The 21,658-nt window shown below is 58.8% G+C and carries 17 protein-coding genes; 1 reads left to right on the top strand and 16 read right to left on the bottom strand.

All coding sequences use genetic code 11. The features are described from left to right. Positions 1-43: 43 nt before the first annotated feature. The 12 genes from METMA_RS0122980 to METMA_RS25475 all read right to left on the bottom strand — a co-directional run bounded on the left by METMA_RS0122980 (position 44) and on the right by METMA_RS25475 (position 13,634). Positions 44-2,296, bottom strand: coding sequence for a tetratricopeptide repeat protein (locus METMA_RS0122980; protein ID WP_156830600.1), 2,253 nt, complete (start codon positions 2,294-2,296; stop codon positions 44-46). 63 nt (positions 2,297-2,359) lie between these two features. Then, positions 2,360-2,719, bottom strand: coding sequence for a SpoIIAA family protein (locus METMA_RS0122985; RefSeq protein ID WP_020161477.1), 360 nt, complete (start codon positions 2,717-2,719; stop codon positions 2,360-2,362). Between the two features lie 47 nt (positions 2,720-2,766). Further along, positions 2,767-3,291: a hypothetical protein gene (locus METMA_RS25460; RefSeq protein WP_051114379.1), complete on the bottom strand. Its 525-nt coding sequence runs from the start codon at positions 3,289-3,291 to the stop codon at positions 2,767-2,769. Between the two features lie 143 nt (positions 3,292-3,434). After that, a complete protein-coding gene (locus tag METMA_RS0122995) occupies positions 3,435-5,804 on the bottom strand; it encodes an arylsulfatase (protein WP_020161479.1) in 2,370 nt (789 codons plus the stop codon). Between the two features lie 525 nt (positions 5,805-6,329). Next, positions 6,330-7,298: a transporter gene (locus METMA_RS0123005; RefSeq protein ID WP_020161481.1), complete on the bottom strand. Its 969-nt coding sequence runs from the start codon at positions 7,296-7,298 to the stop codon at positions 6,330-6,332. A 35-nt stretch (positions 7,299-7,333) separates the two neighbouring features. Next, entirely contained in the window at positions 7,334-8,134 is an 801-nt protein-coding gene (locus tag METMA_RS27290; RefSeq protein WP_156830601.1) for a hypothetical protein, read from the bottom strand. Next, positions 8,131-8,979 carry a DUF2092 domain-containing protein gene (locus tag METMA_RS25465; RefSeq protein WP_020161483.1) on the bottom strand — a complete coding sequence of 283 codons (849 nt, stop codon included), beginning with the start codon at positions 8,977-8,979 and terminating at the stop codon, positions 8,131-8,133. The genes METMA_RS27290 and METMA_RS25465 overlap by 4 nt, the downstream gene beginning before the upstream one ends. Positions 8,980-9,193: 214 nt before the next feature. Further along, positions 9,194-9,655 carry a glycine zipper domain-containing protein gene (locus METMA_RS0123020; RefSeq protein ID WP_020161484.1) on the bottom strand — a complete coding sequence of 154 codons (462 nt, stop codon included), beginning with the start codon at positions 9,653-9,655 and terminating at the stop codon, positions 9,194-9,196. A gap of 57 nt (positions 9,656-9,712) precedes the next feature. Then, positions 9,713-10,423 carry a DUF3313 domain-containing protein gene (locus tag METMA_RS26020; RefSeq protein ID WP_020161485.1) on the bottom strand — a complete coding sequence of 237 codons (711 nt, stop codon included), beginning with the start codon at positions 10,421-10,423 and terminating at the stop codon, positions 9,713-9,715. Positions 10,424-10,769: 346 nt separating this feature from the next. Further along, entirely contained in the window at positions 10,770-11,963 is a 1,194-nt protein-coding gene (locus METMA_RS0123030) for a patatin-like phospholipase family protein (RefSeq protein WP_198014590.1), read from the bottom strand. A gap of 163 nt (positions 11,964-12,126) precedes the next feature. Continuing rightward, positions 12,127-12,288: a hypothetical protein gene (locus tag METMA_RS27300; RefSeq protein WP_156830603.1), complete on the bottom strand. Its 162-nt coding sequence runs from the start codon at positions 12,286-12,288 to the stop codon at positions 12,127-12,129. Further along, positions 12,285-13,634, bottom strand: coding sequence for a TIGR03118 family protein (locus METMA_RS25475; protein ID WP_198014591.1), 1,350 nt, complete (start codon positions 13,632-13,634; stop codon positions 12,285-12,287). The genes METMA_RS27300 and METMA_RS25475 overlap by 4 nt, the downstream gene beginning before the upstream one ends. A 596-nt stretch (positions 13,635-14,230) precedes the next feature. Here METMA_RS25475 and METMA_RS0123050 point away from each other — a divergent pair. Then, positions 14,231-15,964 carry an asparagine synthase-related protein gene (locus tag METMA_RS0123050; protein WP_020161490.1) on the top strand — a complete coding sequence of 578 codons (1,734 nt, stop codon included), beginning with the start codon at positions 14,231-14,233 and terminating at the stop codon, positions 15,962-15,964. Positions 15,965-16,602: 638 nt separating this feature from the next. Here METMA_RS0123050 and METMA_RS0123060 read toward each other — a convergent pair. From METMA_RS0123060 to METMA_RS0123075, 4 genes are read right to left on the bottom strand one after another with little or no spacing between them, the layout of a single operon-like run. After that, positions 16,603-17,550, bottom strand: coding sequence for an XdhC family protein (locus METMA_RS0123060; protein ID WP_020161492.1), 948 nt, complete (start codon positions 17,548-17,550; stop codon positions 16,603-16,605). Next, positions 17,543-18,025, bottom strand: coding sequence for a hypothetical protein (locus METMA_RS0123065; protein WP_020161493.1), 483 nt, complete (start codon positions 18,023-18,025; stop codon positions 17,543-17,545). The genes METMA_RS0123060 and METMA_RS0123065 overlap by 8 nt, the downstream gene beginning before the upstream one ends. Beyond that, positions 18,013-20,265, bottom strand: coding sequence for a xanthine dehydrogenase molybdopterin binding subunit (locus METMA_RS0123070; protein WP_020161494.1), 2,253 nt, complete (start codon positions 20,263-20,265; stop codon positions 18,013-18,015). Before METMA_RS0123070 ends, METMA_RS0123065 begins: the two co-directional genes overlap by 13 nt. Beyond that, positions 20,255-21,658, bottom strand: coding sequence for an FAD binding domain-containing protein (locus tag METMA_RS0123075; protein WP_020161495.1), 1,404 nt, complete (start codon positions 21,656-21,658; stop codon positions 20,255-20,257). Before METMA_RS0123075 ends, METMA_RS0123070 begins: the two co-directional genes overlap by 11 nt.

A 21,658-nucleotide genomic window follows, 5' to 3' on the forward strand; every position in this document is an offset into this window, starting at 1 on the left:
GTATTCCTTTAGTTTCAGAATATTGCATTGAGTGGCAGTGTATTTATCGCTTGCTTATCTCCTTCGCCAACTGAGACCGTAGTTCGTTCAGTGAAAGATCACCCGGCGTCCGCATCAGTGCGGTCTCGACGATGGCCCTGGCCTCCCGCGCATGCCCGGCGCTCTGCAGGGCCACTGCATAAACATAGCTAAAGCGGGCATCCTCAGGTGCCAATTCCAACGCCCGTTTCAGTGACCCCAGAGCCGCAGGCAGATTCTTCCGCCGCACCTGCAACAATCCGAGGCTGTGGTGCAGAATGGCCGCTTTCGGCTGGCGCGCCAGCCCTTCTCGTAGCAGAGACTCCCCTTCCCTATCGCGGTTCGTCTGGCGGTAGAGATCAGCGAGATTGACGTAGGCAGGCAGCCAATCGGGGTCGATGACGAGCGCCTCCCGGTATGACTGTTCAGCTTCCCTGGATTCGCCGCGCGTCGCGTGGAAGTTGCCCAGATTAACCTGCGCGGCCGGTTCGTCGGCATTGAACCGCAACGACGCCAGATACTCGTCAATGGCTTTACTAAAGTCAGCTCGTTCGCTCGGAGGCACCTGTTCGACGGGAATTCCAGCCAGCGCACCCACCGTGAGCATACGCACCGTTCGCACCGGGTCCCGCAGCAGCGGATGGGCGAGCTGCCAGAGCTGCTCCGGCGGCAGCGGCACCAATGACTCGACCGCGGCGGCGCGCACGCGCGGATCGGCATCGCCAAGCGCTTCGGCCAGCACCGGAAGCGAATTTCCGCTCAGCCACTGACTCAACTCACCAGCCGCCGTGGCCCGCGCGATGGCCGGCTGTTCCTTATCGCGCAGCAAGGCGAGCAGACGCGCCTCGGCGTCGATTGCCCTCGTCCGTGCCGCGTGCAGGGTTTCGGTGTAATTCTGATAGCCCTTGGGGTCATGGCCGTACCATTGCCGCACTTTGTCCGCCGTCCAGCGGGCCGGCTTGTTGGCGTGGCAGTTCGCACAGGCATTGGGGGTCCCGAGCCGCGCCGAAAGGTCCGGGCGAGGAATGCGGAAACTGTGGTCGCGGCGGGGATCGACGACCATGTAGGTCTTGGCCGGCATGTGGCAATCGACGCAATTGGCGCCGTCAGAGCCGGTGCGGTGGAAATGATGCTTTTCGGTATCGTACTTGTTTTTGCTATGGCATTGCAGGCAGACCCCATTCCCCGTCGCGCGCAGCTTGAGACCGTGGGGCTCGTGGCAGTCACTACAGGTCACGCCGGCCGCGTACATCCTGCTTTGCAGGAAAGAGCCGTATTCGTAAACCTCACCCTCGATCTGGCCGTCGGCATGATATAGCGTCTCCTGCAACAGCGAAGGCAGATGGGTATCCATCAGTGGGCCATGGCGGTAATCGCCGGATAGCTGAGCGCGCCGCGCGTGGCAGCGGGCGCAGACCTGGATTTCCTTTTCGGAACCGCGCGGAGCGCCGCGCCTGGCATTGCCCGATGCAGGATCGATCGTCCATTGAACTCCCTGGCGTTCATTCAACAGGACGGTCAGGCCCCTGGTCCCGGCATCGAGTCGTTCGTAGCCAGGCTTGCGCCCGGCCCAGGCCACATGATTGGAACCGGGTCCATGGCAGGCTTCGCAGGCCACGTCGATCTCTGACGCGGTAGTGTTATAAGTACGGTTGGCCGGATCGTAGTTCTTTTGCAGGTTGGTCGAATGACATTCGGCACACATGAAGTTCCAGTTCTGCGAGCGTTTCGTCCAGTGCAGTTCGTCTTTGTGGTCGATTTTTTCGTTCGGATAGAGGTGAAACCAGCGCTGGCCGCCCTGCTCCTTCGGCCGGCTGTCCCAGGCGATGGACAGGGCCTGAAGCCGCCCGCCCGGAAGCTCGACCAGATACTGCTGGAGCGGCGTAAAGCCGAAGGTGTACTTGATCTGGAAATCGGCAGGCTTGCCGTCCGGGCCGTCGGTACGCACCCGATAGCGCCCGTTCTGACGGAAGAATCGGGTAACCACGCCGTCCTTCCTGAATTCGGCGTCGCGAAAATCCCCAAGCACCGCCTCGTCGCTCGCCTCCTGCATGGCGAGATCGTGGTGCGAGCCTCGCCACAGGCGATCCTGTTCGGCATGGCAACCGGCGCAGGCGTGGCGTCCCACATAGCTGGCATCGGTCTGGATCGGGGGCTGTACGAGAACCGGTGGAATGGCCGGAAGCTCGAGGTACGCGAGCCATCCCGCCGTAAGTACCGTGATCGCCAGCACGGTAAGGACGGCCAGCAAGTACCTGTTACGTATGACTGCGACCATTTCCGTGTACTTTATACTTCGCTCGCAATGATTCTTGCCGGACCTTGCGGACGCAATCCTGGCTCATGAACGTATCCATAACTCCGCCTCATCCAATGAAAGCAGCGGAAAAAACTCGATCTCGGTGGTCCGCAGTCCCTTGCCGGTAAACATGAAGACCTGCTCTTTCCAGCGTTCGTCGCCCACAATCGCCATCTTTACAATGGAGTCGCCATAGCCCGTCAGAAAGCCGACATCTTCCCATTCCTCCGTCTTTTCCCAGCCTTCAAAATTCTCAGCCATCACCAGCAGCCTCGGTTTCATGCCTTGATCAATCAAATCGCGGGCCACTTGCTGCAATTCCTTTTGGTCGGCCAGCCTCATAACGCCCGAAATACGGGCACGTATGATCTCGTTATCGATTCCTAAAATTTCGTAAGCCATTGATTAACCTCTCTTGTCATTATTCTTGGGAACTGAATTCCGCCTTCTTATCCCTTATCCGGGGTCGGAGTCTCTCCGGGCGATGCCATGACCAGTCTGCGAAGCGTCCCTTCGCCGAGGCGGCGGTCGAGCCCCGCGTACAGGTGATACGCAAAAAACGCCAAACCGACACAGAGCACTTTGGCAAATATGAGGTTGCGATCCTTATGCTCCCACACATACGAGATAGCTTGCGTGAGCGTGCCGGTCTCCCGATAGGCATGAAATAGTTTCTCCAGGTACAAGACGATAAACGTCACCAGGATATAGATCAGCGTCTTATACAGAGCAGCCAATCCCAGAGAATAGCCGGCGTCGAAGCGGCGGCCGGCATGAGTCTTGTCGAGAATGATCACAATTTTCGCGGCGATGAGCGCACTGATGGCCGCCGTCGAAAGGACTGAAACTTCGATCTGGTAGTCAGCCAGCAGTAATTTCTTCAACGTGAGGAACACACTGAAACAAAAGAAAAAGTAAAGGGAAACCAGGCCTATTTCTTTGATTTCATGTTTCAACATGGGTGCCAGATTCATAATTTATTCTCTTCTCAATGATTGGCAACTTCATTCACTTTTACACGGATTTCTTTAGTCCTGTCGGGAACAGTAGAGTGGCCATAAAGCGCACCATCCAATCTCCCGGCTTTCCAGGTAGTGCTCACCCCATTCTGCCGGGCTCATTTCACCTCGATCGTCACTTTCTCGATCTTGCCGGTGAAACGCGTTTGCGGGCCTTCGCCGATTCCTTCAACTACCGGTGTCGCGTCGTCGATGCCCACGTCGGCCGTTTCGTCGGCCGAGAATATCCTCGGTTGCGTCCGGTCGATTCGGCCTTCGGCGACTTTGCTGCCGTTGACGGACAATGTCCCGGTTCCGCCCTTGCCCATTCCTCCGCCTTCATAGGCGAAGTCGAACACTAGCGTGGACTTGCCGGCCGGCAAGGCTTCCGTTGCGTTCACCGTGTATCGGTTCAGGCCGAGGAAATTGTAGGTGTAAGCGGGCTTGCCGTCCTTCAGGTACAGGCTCCAGCCGCCGAACCGGCCGCCCTGGGCGAGAATGACGCCGTTGGCGCCGCCCTCGGGAACTTCCAACTCGGCGGTAATGGTCTTGGAATGGTTCTTCACGTCGATAAAGACGTTTTCCATCATGCCGGTCATACCCTCGCCGAGAGTCAGCGAGGTGCGGCCGCCCATCACGTCAGGCCGCCCTACCTCGGCCGCTGTAATGCGTTCGAGCAGGCGGTCGTCGATCGGCAGGACGTTGTACTTGACCGCTTCAGTCATGAACAGCTTCTGCATTTCAGCGAGCTTCTGCGGATTGTCTTTAGTCAGGTCCTGGCTGAGGCTGAAGTCCTTGCGCACATCATAGAGTTCCCAGAGGTCTTCTGTCAGGGGGTGACGGGATTGAGATTCCCAGGGCGCCCGATGCACGGTGCCGGCCAGCCAGCCGTCATGATAGATGGCGCGGTTACCGAAAATTTCGAAATACTGGGTGATATGGCGGTCTTTGGCCTTGGCGTCGTCGAACGTGTAAGCCAGGCTCACCCCTTCGATGGGTTTCTGTATTGTGCCGTTAACCACTTTGGGTTCGGGGAGATGGGCCGCTTCGAGGATCGTGGGAGCAATGTCGATTACGTGGTGGAACTGGCTGCGGATCTCGTTTCTGGCCTTTATCCCTTTGGGCCAGTGAATGACCATGCCGTTGCGCGTACCGCCGAAGTTCGAGGCCACTTGCTTGGTCCACATGAACGGCGTGTCGAAGGCAACGGCCCAACCTGCGGCCATGTGCGGATAGGTCTCGGGCCCGCCCCAGTGATCCAGGTGCTTGAGCTGATCCTCCACCGTCTCCTGCACGCCGTTGAAGTAGGTCATCTCGCTGAACATGCCGTTCATGCCGCCCTCGGCACTGGCGCCGTTGTCGCCGGCGATGTAGATGAACAGGGTGTTGTCCAGTTCGCCCAAGTCCTCGATCGCCTTGGCCAGGCGGCCGATTTCGTTATCCGTATGTTCGGCGAAACCGGCGAAGACTTCCACCTGGCGGATGAACAGCTTCTTTTCGTCCGGGCTGAGCTTGTCCCAGTCCTTGATGGCTTCGGGCTTGCCGGCTAGCGTGGTGCCGGCGGGTACAATGCCGAGTTCGATCTGCCGCTTGAGCGTCTCTTCGCGCAGCTTGTCCCAGCCCTGGTCGAACTTGCCCTTATACTTGTCGGCCCATTCCTTGGGTACATGATGCGGCGCATGGGTGGCGCCAGGTGCGTAGTAAACGAAGAACGGCTTGTCCGGCGTCAGCGCCTGCTGATAGCGGACCCAGGCGATGGCCTGATTGGTCATGTCGGTGGTGAAGTGGTAGTTCGGGTCACGCGGCGGCTCGACCTTGGTTACTCCGTCATAAATCGACGGCGACCATTCGTTGGTTTCGCCGCCCATGAAACCGTAAAACTTGTCGAAGCCCTGCAGGGTCGGCCAGCGGGCGAAAGGCCCTGAAACGCTGATTTCCCACGGTGCCGTTTCATGCCATTTGCCGAAGGCGCCGGTGCTGTAGCCGTTGAGCCGCAGCATCTCGGCCAAGGGCGCCACGCTGTTCGGCAGTACGCCGGTATCGCCGGGAAACGCCGTGGCGGTCTCCATGATCGAGCCGGTGTTGCCGGTGTGGTGGTTGCGGCCGGTCTTCAGGGCCTGGCGCGTGGGCGAACACAATGCCGTCGTGTGGAAGTTGTTGTAACGCAGGCCGCCTTGCGCCAGCCGGTCCAGGTTGGGCATGGCGACCGGGCCGCCGAACGTACCCGCCGTACCAAAACCCATGTCGTCGATCAGCACGATGACCACATTGGGCGCACTCTCCGGCGCCTTGACCTCGAAACGCGGCGGAGCCTTGGCTTTCCTCACGTCCAGTTCCTTGATCGGCGGATACTTGGGTTCGATAATGGGCAGGATGGTGCGATCGAGCTTGGCTGCTCCGGGTGCGGCCGCCCTTATTTCTGTCGGGTGAAAGCCGGCGAAAGCAAGCAGGATAAATAAGGCCATGATCAGATGCGCTTGTTTTTTCATTATTCTTATCCTTATTTCAGAATGTCTATGCTTCATCGACTGGGGATAAAGATCAGTCCGGTCTGGATCGGCTGCATGTGCTTAAAGCGGCCTCAACGTGAGCGGGCCCTACGCTGGTTGACCCTCCCGCCACCGCATCGGTTCCCGTATGCCCGCCCTAGTGGATGTAGGAAACAAAAAGCTGGCCATAACCAAACTTCATGTTTGTGCTGTATTTCTCCAGATTGCATCACATTCGGCGGTGAAGCTACCGCACACACTAACAAATAGACTACAGCGCCATACAGAACGTATTCGCCAAATTGTAGGAGCGAATTTATTTATGCCCTTTGGGATACTTGTGCCCTTTAGGGTACTTGTGCCCTTTAGGGTATTCGCCCAGGGCGACTTCCAACAGTAGGCGCTCTAGGCGAAGTCGCCCCTACAAAGGATTATTTATTCATCAAGATTCAGGGAAGTTATTAATTGCCGCATCCTTAGTAAGTTTTTAGTTCATCATCGGTCTTTTCTAAATCGATATATCGATTAAAGTCCTCCGCCAAAGCGGTATTGCCAAAGGATCCCGGCCGCATCGAAATCGGTGCCGGCACGGGTCGACACACCTGTACTGAAGTAGAGCTTGACCGAATTGTTTCGGTTCACGGGCAATGCGAGTGTGGCCCCCAGACGCGTATTCTCCAGCCTGTTATTGCCTTTTACGCCATCCACGGTCGTCTGCCCGCCGGTATAAAATGTGGCGTCCATTGCCGCCCAGATGCCGTGACTGAAGCTGTAAATGAGGTGTCCCTGCACGGAGTAGATCGGATCCTGTTCGCGGACCTTGCCTCCGAAGGAGTCGTCGTTGTCGGTGTAGAAGCGGACGCCGCCGGCCAACTCCAGCGTCACCGATCCCAGATGCTTAGAAATCCCCACCTCCGGCTTAACCGACCAACGATTGGTACCGAGGTTGAGGAGTTTGTCGGCGTCGTACTGACCGCCGGGCGCAGTCACCTCGAGGCTGGCGCCGACGATGGTATCCTGCTGGTAGTTTTTGAAGTCTTCCAGGGAAAGCGCGGGGGCGCCGTAAAGGTTCACCGAAAAGCGCACTCTTGGATCGGCGAAGCCGGATACCTCGCGCTCCCGGAACTGCCCGATGGCCGTGGCGCTGCCTGAGGCCCAGGCATAGGGCACCACCACGTCGAACTTGGCGGACTTTCCGAAAACCTCCAGGGAGCGGACGTAGGCGAACACGGTGGAATGGACCTCGACCTGCGTGTTTTCGATCGGCAGCGCCGGATCGGTCGCCACGCCACCCTCCAGGTGGCCGTAGCCGGCGATCAGGAAATTGAGCCCGATGGGCGTATTGGCGTAGGTACGTGGTTCAAGATCCTGTCCGTGCAAGCCGGAAGCCACCGCGGCGAGCGATGCCGCGGCGAACCGAACGATCCGCAAGCCGTCGAGTCGACAATTTTTCTGTAGCCGGCTGGATGTCCAGCCTATGAGATCGCTTCCCATCTCACTTGGTTAGACTCTGCCCTGACTACTTGCTATCAAGGCGGAGGCACGGGCATATAAACAGCGCCGCCGCTGCCGTAAGCTTGGGTATACCAAGTGGAACCGCACTGATAATAGGTCACGCCGGAAACGACCGTAGGGCTAGCCGCGCAGGGCAGGCTCGCGGAGCCCGAAGGTGGAGGTGGAGGTGCGGTCTGGATCACCGTCGTCGTGGATGGTGCGCTAGAGGCCGATGACTCGCCCGCCGCATGGCCCGCAACGGCACCCAGCGCCGCTGCGCCGACCGCCACGGCGGCGACTTCGCCATCGTCCCAATTATCATTGTCGTAGTAACCGGAGGGTGGCGGTGGATAATAGCCTGCCGGTGGGCGGTAGCCCTGTGGATACGCCCCCTGATAGGACTGCCCAGCTTGTTGCCGGCTTTGCTGTGCTTGTTGCTGCTGCGTTTGCCGACTCTGCTGCGACTGCTGTCCGTATTGTTGTCGGCTTTGCTGCTGTTGCGAGCGTGCCTGCTGAGCCTGTTGTTGCTGCTGCGAGCGTGCCTGCTGAGCCTGCTGCTGTTGCTGCGCGCTGGTCTGTTGAAGCTGCTGCTGTTGCTGCTGGCGGCTTTGCTGCATCTGTTGCGCCGAACCGGAAGAAGCCTGACGGGAAGCCCCTCCGCCCTGATAGCTTGACGCTCCAGACGAGAAGCTGCCGCTAGCCGCAACCCCACCTCGGGAATAGCCTCCTCCACCGCCACCCCCACGGCCACGGGCGGCAGCTTCATCCACGGACCCTATGAGTAAAACGATGATAGCCGTCATAGCTGTAACGATCACTGAAAGTCGGGGCTTCATTGCTGTCCTCCGGTTGGCTCCGATGGAGTTGTCCCTCGAAGCGAGAGTTGGGGCAGCTGTGCGAGAAAGGCGATCTTCTGCGCCCCTTCTGGTGGGGTGAATACGAATTGGGCGTCCTGGATTTCCGGCGAGAAGTTCCAATCGGCAAACTGCGCCCGGAACTGGGGCTGGCCCTCGGCATTCTTATAGGTCAGCACAATGCGAAGCGGCAACGGCTGGGCGCCCTCCGAAATCCAGACCTGATAATCCACCGTTTCAGTGCGTCCCGCCAGGTGATGGGCCGGTGTCCCGTCGATTGTAGTTCTCTCGACATAATCAAGCGCCTGGGTCCGACGTTCGAGTTCGGCCGGCAAGCGGCTGGTCAAGAGCATGGCGAGCGGAAGACGCATGCGGAGATCCCTGAGAAAATACATGATTGCTGCGTCGATGCCGCCGGGTTTGCTTGCCTGCGCATAGACGTTCTGCGACGGAGTGAACACAGTGATGTCCTTGCCATCATACAGGACGAGATGCTTGTCGCCATCGCTATGCTCCGATTCGACACGCAGCCCGTTGGGCCGGCTCACGATGATCTTCCGGCGCTCCCCGAATTCGATCTTCTGACCAGATGCCTGGACCGCGTCATAATTGTCTCGGAGATTCACGCTGAACCGCGGGGCATTGGCCAGAAACTCGGCCATGCGCATCAGGATAGCTTTAGGCTCCGTCGGCTCCGCCACGGCTTGCCGCGCCGATGTCTGAGCTGCCGCCGGTTCTGGACGTGTCGCCGCCCGCTCCTCCGCGCAGCCTGCCAGAAGCGCCACGCACAGCACGGCGAATAGTCCCGGATATCTTATTGGCTTCATGAACCGCCTCCTTCGATGATAGGGGTTGAAACTTCGTTAGCCCGTTGCCTTGGTCTACCGCCTTCCAGCCGATAGGGTCTCGCTGCTTTATTTTCCTCCTCCCTTCGAATCATTGACACAGCACCGCGCCCATCGTTCCGGCGCGACGAGTTTCACATTGACGGACCTTACACCGTCCAGATGGAAGCAACGAGGAGCACAAGCCCCGATTCGGCTATTTCACGGAATAGCCTAACGCTTCCAGGCAGGACGCCATGGCCCGGTTATAGTTGTCGAGGCCGGGCGGGCTCGCTGCCGCATCTTGTTTTTGCTGGTCCCGCTCCTTGAAAGCACGGCCCATCCCGCCCGCAGTTGCGCCGATGGCGGCTCCCGTACCGGCGTCGCCCGCTATCGCACCAATAGCGGCCCCGGCGGCCGCTCCCCGTGCGCCGCCACGGAGAGCTTCCTTCCCGGTAGTGCCACGGCTCGATGACTGAACAGGCGGATTGGCCGGATCATAGCTGGACTGTTGCACCGCCCATGAATGACAGTGAGTCTGATCCTGTTGCTGCTGTTGGGGACTTTGCCCTGATTTGGGATAAATCATCAGGTCACCTTGCGCCGATGCGGACGAAGCGCCTACTCCGGCCAGAAATGAACCGATGACTATCGCTTTTCGAATTTGGCTGTTTAACATGCTCATTCCTCCGTATTCTCGATCTATATCGGATACTTGTTTGCCCTATCGGGCGCCTTACTCTTGTTCCGGCGGCATAGCGCCGCAGTTCGCCAACCGGTATGCCATTCGTCTCGCCCAAAAGTCAAAAGACTTATTCATACCGCCCCATTGCCGGGTATTGCCAGCGTGTGTTTGTTGCTCTATCCGGCGGTCGACAGCCGCGGCAATCCGCTCACCGGTCATGGCGTCGGTTATATCGACTTCGGCGCTGGCCTTGCTGACGAACTCCGCCGTTCCGGTCGCCAGTTCCTTGGGCTTGGACATGACCAGCATCTGCGGCATGAACGATGAGGAGGTATCCGGCACCGCCCAGGAACCTTCCGCCTCGGTGATCGCCGCCCTGATCCTTAATGTCCCGGGCTCAGGCGCCTGCACGATCTGATAGTATTTGCCCAGCTCACTCACCAGAGCCCCGTGCAGATAATTAACCAGGATCTGCCGATCTTCGGCCGGCAGATCCGCCAAGTCTTTATTTTCGCGAGTCCAGAGGGTGACAGGGTCGATCAGAACCTTGTCATAGGTCTTGCAGGCTTTTTCATAAGTTGGATTGATATAGAGTCTTCGCGCTTGTCCCTTTGCCCCTTCCTGAAGCATCGAGTAATCACCCAGGAAGCCGGATGACTTGACATCCCTCGCCTGCTCGGTCGAGGCGCATCCGCCCAGCATCAAGACGACTGGAAGAAGCCCGAAAATGCCATAGTTTTTTCGCTTGATAGTATTTTTCATCTTCAACTCTCCTGATTGATAAAAAACAGCTTTCGCCCTGACATAACCGCTTGCGGGCAAGAAAGACGGCCCGGAACGCCTCAGAGTATCGATGTCATGTCCGGTTACGGATTGATCTGAATCAGGTCTAAACGAGAATACTCAAGATCGAATCTCGCATAGGGCGCACCCGCGATGACGGCGGCAAATACCATCACATAAACCCGATTGCGCCCCCGGACATCTGCGCAAACAGGTTGCTGCGTTATACAGGGAATATTCGCCTCTTCCTGGTAAGTTTGTCTCGATTGATATCGCTTCAGTTCTAAAAAAATTGAAAGTTTCGAAATAGAACAGGGTCTTTCGCTTACAATCCCGGCGGTATTTTTTCCCACTGGTATCCTCTGACGGCCAGCTCGTAGCCGGTCTGGTACAGTTTGCGCATATAGTCCGTGTCGAATTCTTCCTTGTGAGGAGCATTGAAGCTTTTCGGAATGTAAGCCAGATTGAAATCGATACCATCCCGCTGAGTCTCCGCATAGATCCTGTATAAGTCACCTACGCCCTGACTTTGGATCAGTGAGTTAATGGCGCGACCGGCGATGTTCAGGGTGCGGCGTTCCACCTCCGCCCAGTCGGGGTCGAGGCGGGCATTGCGGATAAGATAGAGCCGACGCTGGCGGACAACGCCGTGCTGCTTGCTGATCTCGGCTACCTTAAGTGCAGGCGGGTAAAGAAACACCTGGGCCGTGGCGCCGCCGTCCACGTGCATTTCCTGGTAACGCTGGCCGTTCGCTTCCACGTCGATCATCACCGGGGGAAAAGTACCCGGAATGGCGGCCGAGGCCAGCATGATCTTGCGGAACAGTTCCAGAGACTGGGGATGGCCGCTGGCAGCGATCTTGCCCATGTTCCAGATGACTGCCTGGTGAGCATCCAGGTTGGTAGTGGCTATCAGCAGGAGGCGGCCCTTCGCATCCTCCTGAGCGATCTCCTTCAGCATGTCTTCCGTCACATGTTTCTTCAGGAGCCGTTCCAGCGGCGCGTTGTCGGCCAGGGCGTCGTCGAATACCGCGGCCAGGAAAGAGCGCATCTCCAGAATATCCTTAGGCGCGCTTCGGGTGAAGACCTCTTTGAGGGGGACGTCGTACTTCGGCCCCAGAAACGCGAACGGCGCGATCAAGGCGCCGGTGCTGATACCGGTGACGGCCTTGAAATCCGGCCGATCGCCGGCGGCGGTCCAGCCGGACAGGAGGCCCGCGCCGAAGGCGCCGTTATCGCCTCCGCCCGAAAGAGCCAGGAAGTAGGCCGTAGACGGCGTGCCTGTCTTGCCCTGCTGGACCAGGTAGGTGCGCTCCCGGTAGAAGCTTTCCATCGCATCCCGGATGAACCCCGGCATTTCGGCGCGAACCTCATAACGGACACCCGGCAGGCCGACCACTTCGGCTTTTTCGGACCAGGCTTGCGGGACGGCAGGTTGCCGGACGGGCAAGGAGCAGCCCGAGAGGATCAGGATCGTGCCGATAAAGATCGTAATGAGTGTGACAGATAGTCTATTCATGATGCTATTGCTGCCTTTGTATGAGCTTGTGAAAAAACCGATAGCGCCTTGGCGTGAGCCAAGCGACTGGCTTGACTCAAAAAACAGGCTTCGGCCAGCAATTTCTCGCAATTCGGTGACAAATTGTGGACTGAAGCCCACTCCCCTGTGATACCGCCATTTTTCACAGGCCCGGAAACTCTTTGGCCGCCATGCACGAGGCATAGGCCTGATTATAGGCATTGGCCGCGGCGGATTGCTGTTGCTGGGCAATGCTTTGGCATTCGGCTTCCACCTGTCTTGGAATCGTCCCAATTTGCGTCGTTGTATCCGATGTTGGTGTCACTGCACATCAAGGCGGCCATAGACCCCTTGCTGCTCATCGCCCGGCCCGGCGGTAAAAAACAGGGTGTTGACCGGTTGGTTCGCGAAGCCGTTGCCAAAGGCGAGCCCCCACAGACCGTCGATCTGAATGGGAAGATCGTTGGCAGCCTCGAGCTGGCCGGCAAACTCTCCAGTCGCAAGATCAAAGGCATTGATCTTGCCATCGCCGAAATTGCCTACCAAAAGGCGGTTGCTGAATTTGCCAAAGCCTGCCGGGGCCAAGACCATCCCCCAGGGCGCGTTCAGCATTTGCCTTGATGCTGACTCGGCAGCCACGATGCGTCTGAGTAAAACGCCGTTGGGATCGAACACATTGACCAAGCCGAGTCCCGCGCCTTTCTCCTCGTCGTGCCGGTTGGCGTCCTGTTTGGCATAGGAAACATAAATGTTGCCGTTGATTGCCTGTATGCCAAACGGCGCGTCTACGGAGGGAACGGCCGGGTCCGTAAACGCGCCCTCCGGCAGGATCACAGGGTTGAACGAACTGTCAAAGACATCGATTTTCCTGTTACGGAAGTCGGTGGCATAAAGCAGGCCCCCGCTACCGCCCGCACTGAGGGCAAGTCCCTTGTACACCGCGCCGGTCGATGTCGAGTTGTCGATGACGCGGATCGCGTGGGTCGGATCGACATCGGGCGCCCAGCCCGCGATTATGCCGTCTTCCGTAGCGAAGATGAAACGGCTTGTCCCGGAGGTCGCGCCCTTTGATACCATGAAGCCTGGCGAGCCGTTATAGACGATCCCCGTTGGACTTCCTCCGCCACTGTCGTTGCCGGGCGATGGAATCTGGACCACCAGGGACTGGGCATTGCCGAAGCCGTCATACAGCGTGGAAACGCCGGTGCCATTGTTGGCCACCCACGCGAAGCCGAAGGGATTGAACGCAATCCCCCAGCTGTTGACCAGGTTGGGGTCGGTTTTGGCTGGCGGAGGGAAACTGCTCGGAATGAACCCATTGGATATATAATTCAATTGGTAAAAGTTCCCATCGACAGGGGTAGTAGGCGCGGCAAAGTCCCCCCCGGAAGTGGCAGGTGCGGCAAGATTCCCATTTCCCTCGGCAGGGATGGTGGACCCGGCAAAGCGTTCCTCGGCAGGAGTGGTGGACCCGGCAAAGCGTTCCTCGGCAGGAGTGGTGGACCCGGCAAAGCGTTCCTCGGCACGGGTAGTGGACCCGGCAAAGCGCTCCTCGGCACGGGCGCCGGGCGCGGCAAGGAATACCTCGGCAGGAGCGGCGGGCGCGGCGAAAGCCATCGCAAGCATCGAGAGCATGTAAAAGAGTCGTGCAATGATGTGAAATACTTTCATTTTTCAGCTCCCCATGCGAAGAGTTTGGAGAAAACCATCTAGAACAGGTGCCACCCGGCACTGAAACTACACAGTGTAGCCGGCACTCTTCCCACTAAAGAATCGAGCTCAACACAATTGGTTCAAACATTTTTTGGATTACGGACGCTCCCGTAATCCGTACATAGAAGCGTGCAGCAGTTCGCATTACTATACCCATAGGGCATAAAGGCAAGAGAACTGATGGCGCTGGGTCATGAAGTCAAGCCGCTCAATGCCTAGCGCGTTAAAGCCTCTGTCAAGGCAACAGAAATGATTTTAACGATGCGGAAGCGATTTTTGATGCGTTGTTGAGACCGAATGCCCGTACTATTACGATTAAAACGTTGGAACAACAGGATATCCAACTGATCCATCGCCTGCGGCAAGATGCGGAAAACGCCTTAACGGCCAAACAACTACCGACCGGCTTAGCCCCTTGCTGTGATGAAAAAATGGCCAAACCGGAATAAGGTCACAACTTCACCATGACCTTGTTGTCGTTAATACCGAAACCATGGAAGATACCCGGTAATTTAATTGCCAGCCACCAACATCATCAAGGGAACGAATTCCGCATGTCCAAAGCCTTATACGCCTATAGTCGTCATGATGACTTTAATCAAACCATTGAAAACCGGTTAGCCAAAATCTGCGAGGCGCTCACACCTGACAACGTGAATCCGGCCTCCGGACATAAAATCCGCGTAAGAGGAAAAACGGCTTATGCCGTCACGCTGAATAACAGCGCACTGCATGAAGCCGACCTTAGCCTGCTGCTGGGCTGCCTTTATGAACAGTCGGACACGAACTGGAGCACGCCGGGGTTCGGCTATCCGGACGGCAACTATGCCATTTTCAGACATAGCGACGAAGCAATAGAAGTCGTTAGCGATGGCGCCGGATCCAGGACTATCTGGTATTACCAGGACGATGACCTTTTCGTGGCGTCGACGTCGCAACGGGCCATCATTCTTTTTTTAGGGGCGTTCGTTTTTGACGAAAGCGTCATCCCCTGGCTGCTGTCCACTGGTTCATTGGGACCGCGGCTTTCCTGGGACAAACGCGTCAGGCGGCTGCCGGCGGATGCTTCCGTGCTGCTCGACAAAAAGACCTGGGCACTCTCGGTTAATCAGAACCCTATTGTATTTTCCGAGGCAAGCCGTACGGACAAGGCGCACAAGGAACAATTGGCCGACACTATCAGGCAGACCGTCAAGCAGCTTGAATCCCTTGATTTCAACCGTTGGCTGCTGCCTCTTTCCGGCGGCTACGACAGCCGGGCGATAATATGTTTTATCAAGGAGCAGATCGGCATCCCCAAGGCTTTGAACACGGTGACCTGGGGATTGGAATCGTCTCTAGCCGAAGATAACAACGATGCCAAAATCGCCAGGGAACTCGCCCAGTCACTGGGCGTACAGCATGAATATCATCATACCGACCTGTCTCCCGAGCCCCTGGAGACGATTATCGACCGGTTTCTGCTATGCGGCGAAGGCCGCATCGATCACCTTTCGGGCTACATGGATGGGATGGCAATCTGGCGGAAGTTTCATGACGACAACATCACCGGCGTGATCCGGGGCGATGAAGGATTCGGGTGGTCACAGGTATCGTCGGAACTGACCGTGAGGCTGTCCGTCGGCTGCGCATTATGCACGGACTTTGAAAATCTGAAAAACATTGTGGAGGATTTCGGCCTGCCCGCGCAACAACTGCCGGCGGAGTTTGAAAAAGCCGACAACGAAAGCCTCAGCGCATGGCGGGACAGGCTGTACCACGCATACCGTATTCCCACCATTCTTGCCGCGTTGTCGGATATCAAGTTCTCCTATGTCGAGCAGATCAACCCGTTGCTGTCCAAAGCCATCCTGAGCATTGTCAGAACGATGCCGGATGCGCTGAGAACAGACAAGTTTCTGTTCAAGGAAATCGTCAATACGATTGGGCCCGGTGTGCCGTTTGCCACCAGGGACGCCAATGCCGACCCCAAAAACATACTCCGAAACAAATCCTTCGTTAATCTGCTTAAAAGTGAAATTAGCAGCAGTTATGCGGACCAGCTTCTGGGACCGGAATTTATCAAATACATTCTTGACGGGATCAGGGAAGAGACGCCCGCATCGAAGGCTCGAAAGCCGACATTAAAGGAGAACATCAGCTCGCTGCTCCCCAAGTCCGTCAAGAACTGGCTGCGCGATAAAGCGCTGTCTGCGCGGGTCGACGGCAATGTGCTGGCGTTCCGCGTGTTCATTCTTCTCAGGATGCACAAAACCTTTCAGGCCGATGCCGCCGCATTAAGCAGCTGACGGGCAGTGAGTCAATCTACTTATTTCTGGTTCCCACAGTCCTCCGTGGGGACCGATACCGGACTTTGGGAGCGGCACGTCTTATGGCCCGGTATGCGTTCCCAACGAGTAAAATTTGCAGAGTATTCATAGCGTGCGATTAGTGCGAATGAATTCGCACCTACAATTTACCCGCCATAATTAAATTGACTGACTACTAGCCTGTCGTTGTAATTCGGCCCGATGCTTTTCAGGAGGCGGCAGTGCTTTTGAGTGCGAATACCCTGAAGGGCACAAGTACCCGTAGGGCATAAATGAATTCGCACCTACGCCAGTATTATCAAAGCCTAACCCGGATATTTCATGAAACCACAGAGAACACGAACGACCGCATGGATGTGGGAGGTAGAGCAACGCAGGAGCAGTTGCCGAGAACACGAAGAAAATCATGGCGTTATCATTTATCACCGATAACTTCATAAGCTCATCATGAAATATTTCTAAGTATTTGAATTGAAAAGCCTTCGTGTACTCGATTGCTGTTCCAGACGCAATTCTACCGCCTCCATAATCCCCATGGATGAGGTGAATGCAGAGAAATGACGGGATCATTTCCTGTCCTTGGAGGCGTTCGTGTCCTTCGTGGTGAAATATTCAGGCTAACCGCCATTCACCAGCTGAATCAACTCGGCCGCGATGCTGATAGCGATTTCTTCCGGCGTATGGCTGTGGATCGGCAGGCCGATCGGGCCGCGGATGCGCTGCAGGGTTTCGATCGGCAATCTGGCGCTCAGGTTGGCTTTGAGCTGGGCGATTTTTTTCCGGCTGCCCAGTATCCCCAGATAGCGCACTTTTTTGCCGGCCAGTCTTTCGGCGACTTTTTCATCGGTTTTGTGACTGTGCGTCATGATCAACACGAACACCTGACGGCCTTCCGGTATGGCATCGGCTATGTCGCGGTACGGCACGATCGTTTTACGATGCGCATCCCTGTTGCGCGCCAGCGTGTCCAGGTTGTCGCGCTCGTCGATAACGGTGATCTCGAAATCGAGCGTGGCGAGAATTTTCGACAGCGCCAGACTGACGTGCCCGCCGCCGATCAGGTAAGCCTGTTTGCGGACACCGATGTTTTCCTCGTAGCGCCATTCGCTTCCGGCTTGCAAAGCATAGTGTCCGGTCAGGGTGCGCGCCGGATCGAACGCCATGCCGGCCGGCGACAGGGTCAGCACGCCGCGCATCTTGCCGGCCAGCTGCCGGCACAGCGCGCTGTCGCCGGACCGGCAGCCGTACACCAGGACCGTCTGTTCGCCGCCGCAGAGCATGCCGGTCGCCTGCCCGTCCGTCCCGGATAGATTGTGCCGCTGCCGGCTTAAAAAGGGCTGAAATTCGCCATGCGCCAGCAGCGAGCGCGCCTTCTTGACCAGTCTGTGCTCCACCGCGCCGCCGCCGATCGTGCCGAAGCACTCGCCGTCCGCGAACACAGCCATTTTCGCGCCGGCCTTGCCGGGCGAGCTGCCCTCGCTGCCGGCCACGATCATCAGCACGGCCGATCCGTGCTGTTCCAGCCCGTCCGCGACCCGCTGCCAAAATATTGCCTGATTAGCCAAAGAACCTCTCGCTCAATGCGTAGTAAACCGCCATCGAGGCGGAAAAAACCGCGCTGGCCGGAAAACGCCAGCGCAGCGGGATGAAATGCTGAATCACGTAATTGGCCACGAGGCCGACCGGCACGATCCGCACGAAGGAAGCCAGCCCGACGTTCAGCAGATGCCACTGGATCTCGGCGAACCGGCCCGAAAAACAGTGAATCAGCGCAAGATGCCTGGCGATCCAGAGCGGATTGAAGAACGCCTGAGCCATCAGCGCCCGCTTGATGCGGCCGGCGAAATCACGCTGGTCGAAACGCCGTTCCAGCCAGGCGAAATACGCGGGAATTTCGATCGCGTATAAGGTGCCGCCCAGCAACAGCATGCCGATCAGGCGCGCAACCTGGAATTCGCCCGTCAGCAGCGCCGCGATGCTGTCGCCCGTGGCATAGACCAGCGCGCCGGACAAGCTGTTGCGCAGTGTCAGCAGCCGCATTCATACAGCGCCAGCAATACCTTTTCCGGCGTCATCGGCGCGCTGAAACCTGGCTGCCAGTCCGGGTTGAAAGCCCGTATCGCCTTGACCAGCGCAAAATAGCCGCCGATGCCGTACATCAGCGGCGGCTCGCCGACAGCTTTCGAATGCATGACGGCGGCCGGATTATCGCCGTCCAGAAATTCGACGGCGATATCCGGCGCGAAATAGAGATCGGGGATCTTGTACGCAGTCAGGCTGTCGGTCAGCAGCCGGCCCTGACCGTCATGCCGGACTTCCTCCAGGGTCATCCAGCCCAGTCCCTGCACGACGCCGCCTTCCACCTGCCCCCGGTCGATGTCAGGCGCAAGGCTTCTGCCGCCGTCATGGACGATGCTGACGTCGGTGACGCGGTAAGTGCCGCGCAGGCAGTCGACCGCCACCTCCACGGCGGCGCAGCCGTAGACGTGATAGGCGAACGGCCTGCCCCGCTCTGTGCTCCTGTCGAAAAAGACCTTGGGCGTCGCGTAATGGGCGTGCGCCGACAGCGGGGTGCGGGACAGATAAGCCTCGCTGACGAGCTTGTTCCAGCCTGTTGCCGTCGGCCGGCCGTCGAGACAAACCTGCTCCTGCTCGATGCTGATCTGCTCGGGTTCGCCGCCCGCCAGCCGGGCCGCAACCGTTTTGAGGCCTTGCAGGATCCGCTGGCAGGCCAGCAGCGTCGCCTGCCCGTTGAGATCGGAGCCGACGCTGGCGGCCGTGGGCGACATATTGGCGATGCGCGCGGTATTGGTGCTTTCGACCTTGATGCGGGCTTTGTCGATGCCAAGCGTTCGCGCGGCCACGTGCCTAATTTTTTCCTTCACGCCTTGGCCCATTTCGACGGCGCCGCAGCTGACGCTGACCGAACCGTCCGCATAGACATGCACGAGGGCGCTGGCCTGGTTCAGAAAGGTCGCGGTAAAGGAAATGCCGAAGCAGATCGGCATCAGGGCCAGCGCCTTTTTCTCCAGGCTGTGGCCGGCGTTGAAATTGTCGATAGCCTGCTGCCGGCGCGGCAGGTCGAACCGATCGTGCAATTGCTGCCAGCACCGTTGCGCCCGGCAGTTTTCGGCCGGCATGCCGTAAGGGAATGGCTGGCCTTCCTGCAGCAGATTCCGGCGCTGGATGTGGGCCGGATCGACGTGCATGGCCGCCGCGGCCTTGAAGATCGCCGCCTCCAGCGCAAACATGGCCTGCGGCCCGCCGAAGCCCCTGAAGGCGGTATTAGGCGGAAGATGGGTCCGGCAGCTGATGGCCGTGGCGCGCACGTTGGGGATGAAATAGCTGTTGCCGGCATGGAACAGCGTCCGCTCCAGTATCGCAAGCGACAGGTCGGCGACCGCGCCGGCGTTCTGGTAGAAGCAGACTTCGTAGGCCAGGATTCTGCCGGTTTTGTCCAGGCCGATTTTGAAGTCCGAATCGTAAGGATGGCGCTTGCCGGTCCAGCGCATGTCCTCGCCCTGGTTCATCCTGATCTTGACCGGCTTCTGCAGGCGGCCGGCCGCCAGCGCCGCCATGGCCGCCCAGCCGGTCGCCTGCTCCTCCTTGCCGCCGAAAGCGCCGCCCAGGCGCAGGACATCGACTTCCACCCTGTTCATGGCGCAGTCCAGCACCCGGGCGATGACGCGCTGCACCATGCCCGGCGACTGCGTGGCCGAAAAGACCTTCAGGCCCTCGTTCTCCAGCGGATAAGCGACGGCGACTTGGGTTTCCAGATACACATGCTCCTGCGCCCCCGAGACGGCCGAGCCTTCGACGATCACGTCGCAATCTTTCCAGGCCTGATCGACGTCGCCGAGTGAGAAAATGCGCGGCGGCGCGATATGAAGGCCCTGCGCGTGCGCGGCGCGGGCGTCGAACACGGCCGGCAGTTCTTTATAACAGATGCGCACCAGTCCGGCCGCCCGCCGGGCGACGGCGTCGGATTCGGCCACGACCACGGCGACCGGCTGGCCCTGGTAGACGACTTCCTGTTCGGCCAGCAGCACTTCCCCGGCTTCGACATTGCCGATGTTGTTGCAGCCCGGAATATCCCTGGCCAGCAGGATCGCGACCACGCCCGGACAGGCCAGGGCGTCGTTCAGATCGATGCTTTCGATCAGGCCGTGGGCGATGCCGGATACGACCGGACAGGCGTGCAGCAGGCCGGCCGGCTCAGGCATATCGTCGATAAACGTGGAGGCGCCCTGCGCGTGCAGATCGGTGTCGTTAGCGTGCATGCAATTGCTCCCAGCGGATAGTGTCGGGAAAAAGCTTGAGAAAATGCGCGAATATCAGCTGCCGCAGCAACAGGCGCTTGTACTCGGCGGAGCCGCGGATATCGGAGATCGGGGTGATTTCGCCCTGGGCGATCTCGACGGCTTCCAGAACGGTTGCGGGCTCGATGGTTTTACCCTGCAGACAGGCACCGGTCGCCGCCAGATAAGCCGGCACCGGCCCGATGCCGCCGGCGGCCAGACGGGCCTTGACGATGCGCCCGTCGGCCTGCTCGATGCTCAGGGCCGAATTGACGCCGGCGATATCGAGATGCGTGCGCTTGCTGACTTTCTCGTAGCTGAAATGCTGCGCGGCGGCGGTATCGAACCGGATTTCCCGGACCCGCTCGCCGGGCTGCAGATCGGTTTTTTTATAGCCCTGAAAGAAATCCTTCAGGGCCACGGTGCGAAGACGGGTGGCCGATGCGATCACCAGCCGCGCGTCCAGAGCCAGAAAAAACACCGCCAGATCGGCGATCGGCGAGGCATTGACCAGGTTGCCGCCGACCGTCGCGCGCGCCCGGACCGGCGCCGAACAGATCAGTTCGAAATCCTGCGCCGCGGACGGAAACCACTGCCGGAACAACGGCGAGGTTCTGAGCTGTTCGATTGTCGTCGTAGCATCGACAATACCATCCCTGCCCTCACGGCGAATGCCGTCGCCCGAAGCCGGCAGGAAATCCAGCGGCTGCGCCTGCAGCCAGGCCAGCTTCTGCACGAACAGGTCCGTGCCGCCGGCCACCCGCACGGCATCGGGCGACGGCGCGGCCTGATGCAGCGGCAATGCGGCCAGCGTCTCGTCCGCTGTCAAAAAATAAGGCGGGAGGATCTGCCAGTGCACGAGGTCCTCGATTCGTCGCGCCAGCGGCGAGCCGGAAAGATCAAACCGGCGGCATAACTGGTTAATGGCGCGCCTGATGCCGGCGTAGCCCGTGCAGCGGCACAGATTGCCCGCTGCCGCGTCCACGGCGGCGTGTTCATCGGATGCCGGGCTGTTCAGGAAAAAGCCGGTCAGCGCCATGACCAGCCCAGGCGTGCAGAAACCGCACTGGATCGCGCCGTTGTCGACCAACGCCTGCTGGATCGGATTCAAACGCTCGCCGTTCAGCCCTTCGACGGTCACGACATGGCCGCCGTCCACGGCGCCCAGCGGCAGCAAGCAGGCATTGACGGCCTGATAGCGCAGCCCGCCGGCCTGGCGTTTGCCCAGCAGCACCTGGCAGGCGCCGCAATCGCCTTCGCGGCAGACGTCCTTGGTGCCGGTCAGGCCGCGACGGCGGCGTATCACATCGAGCATGACCGTGCCGGCCGGCAGCTGTTCTTCGACCAGACGCTGATTGAGTAGGAATCGGCTCAT

The organism is Methylobacter marinus A45 (assembly GCF_000383855.1).
Classification (GTDB): domain Bacteria; phylum Pseudomonadota; class Gammaproteobacteria; order Methylococcales; family Methylomonadaceae; genus Methylobacter; species Methylobacter marinus.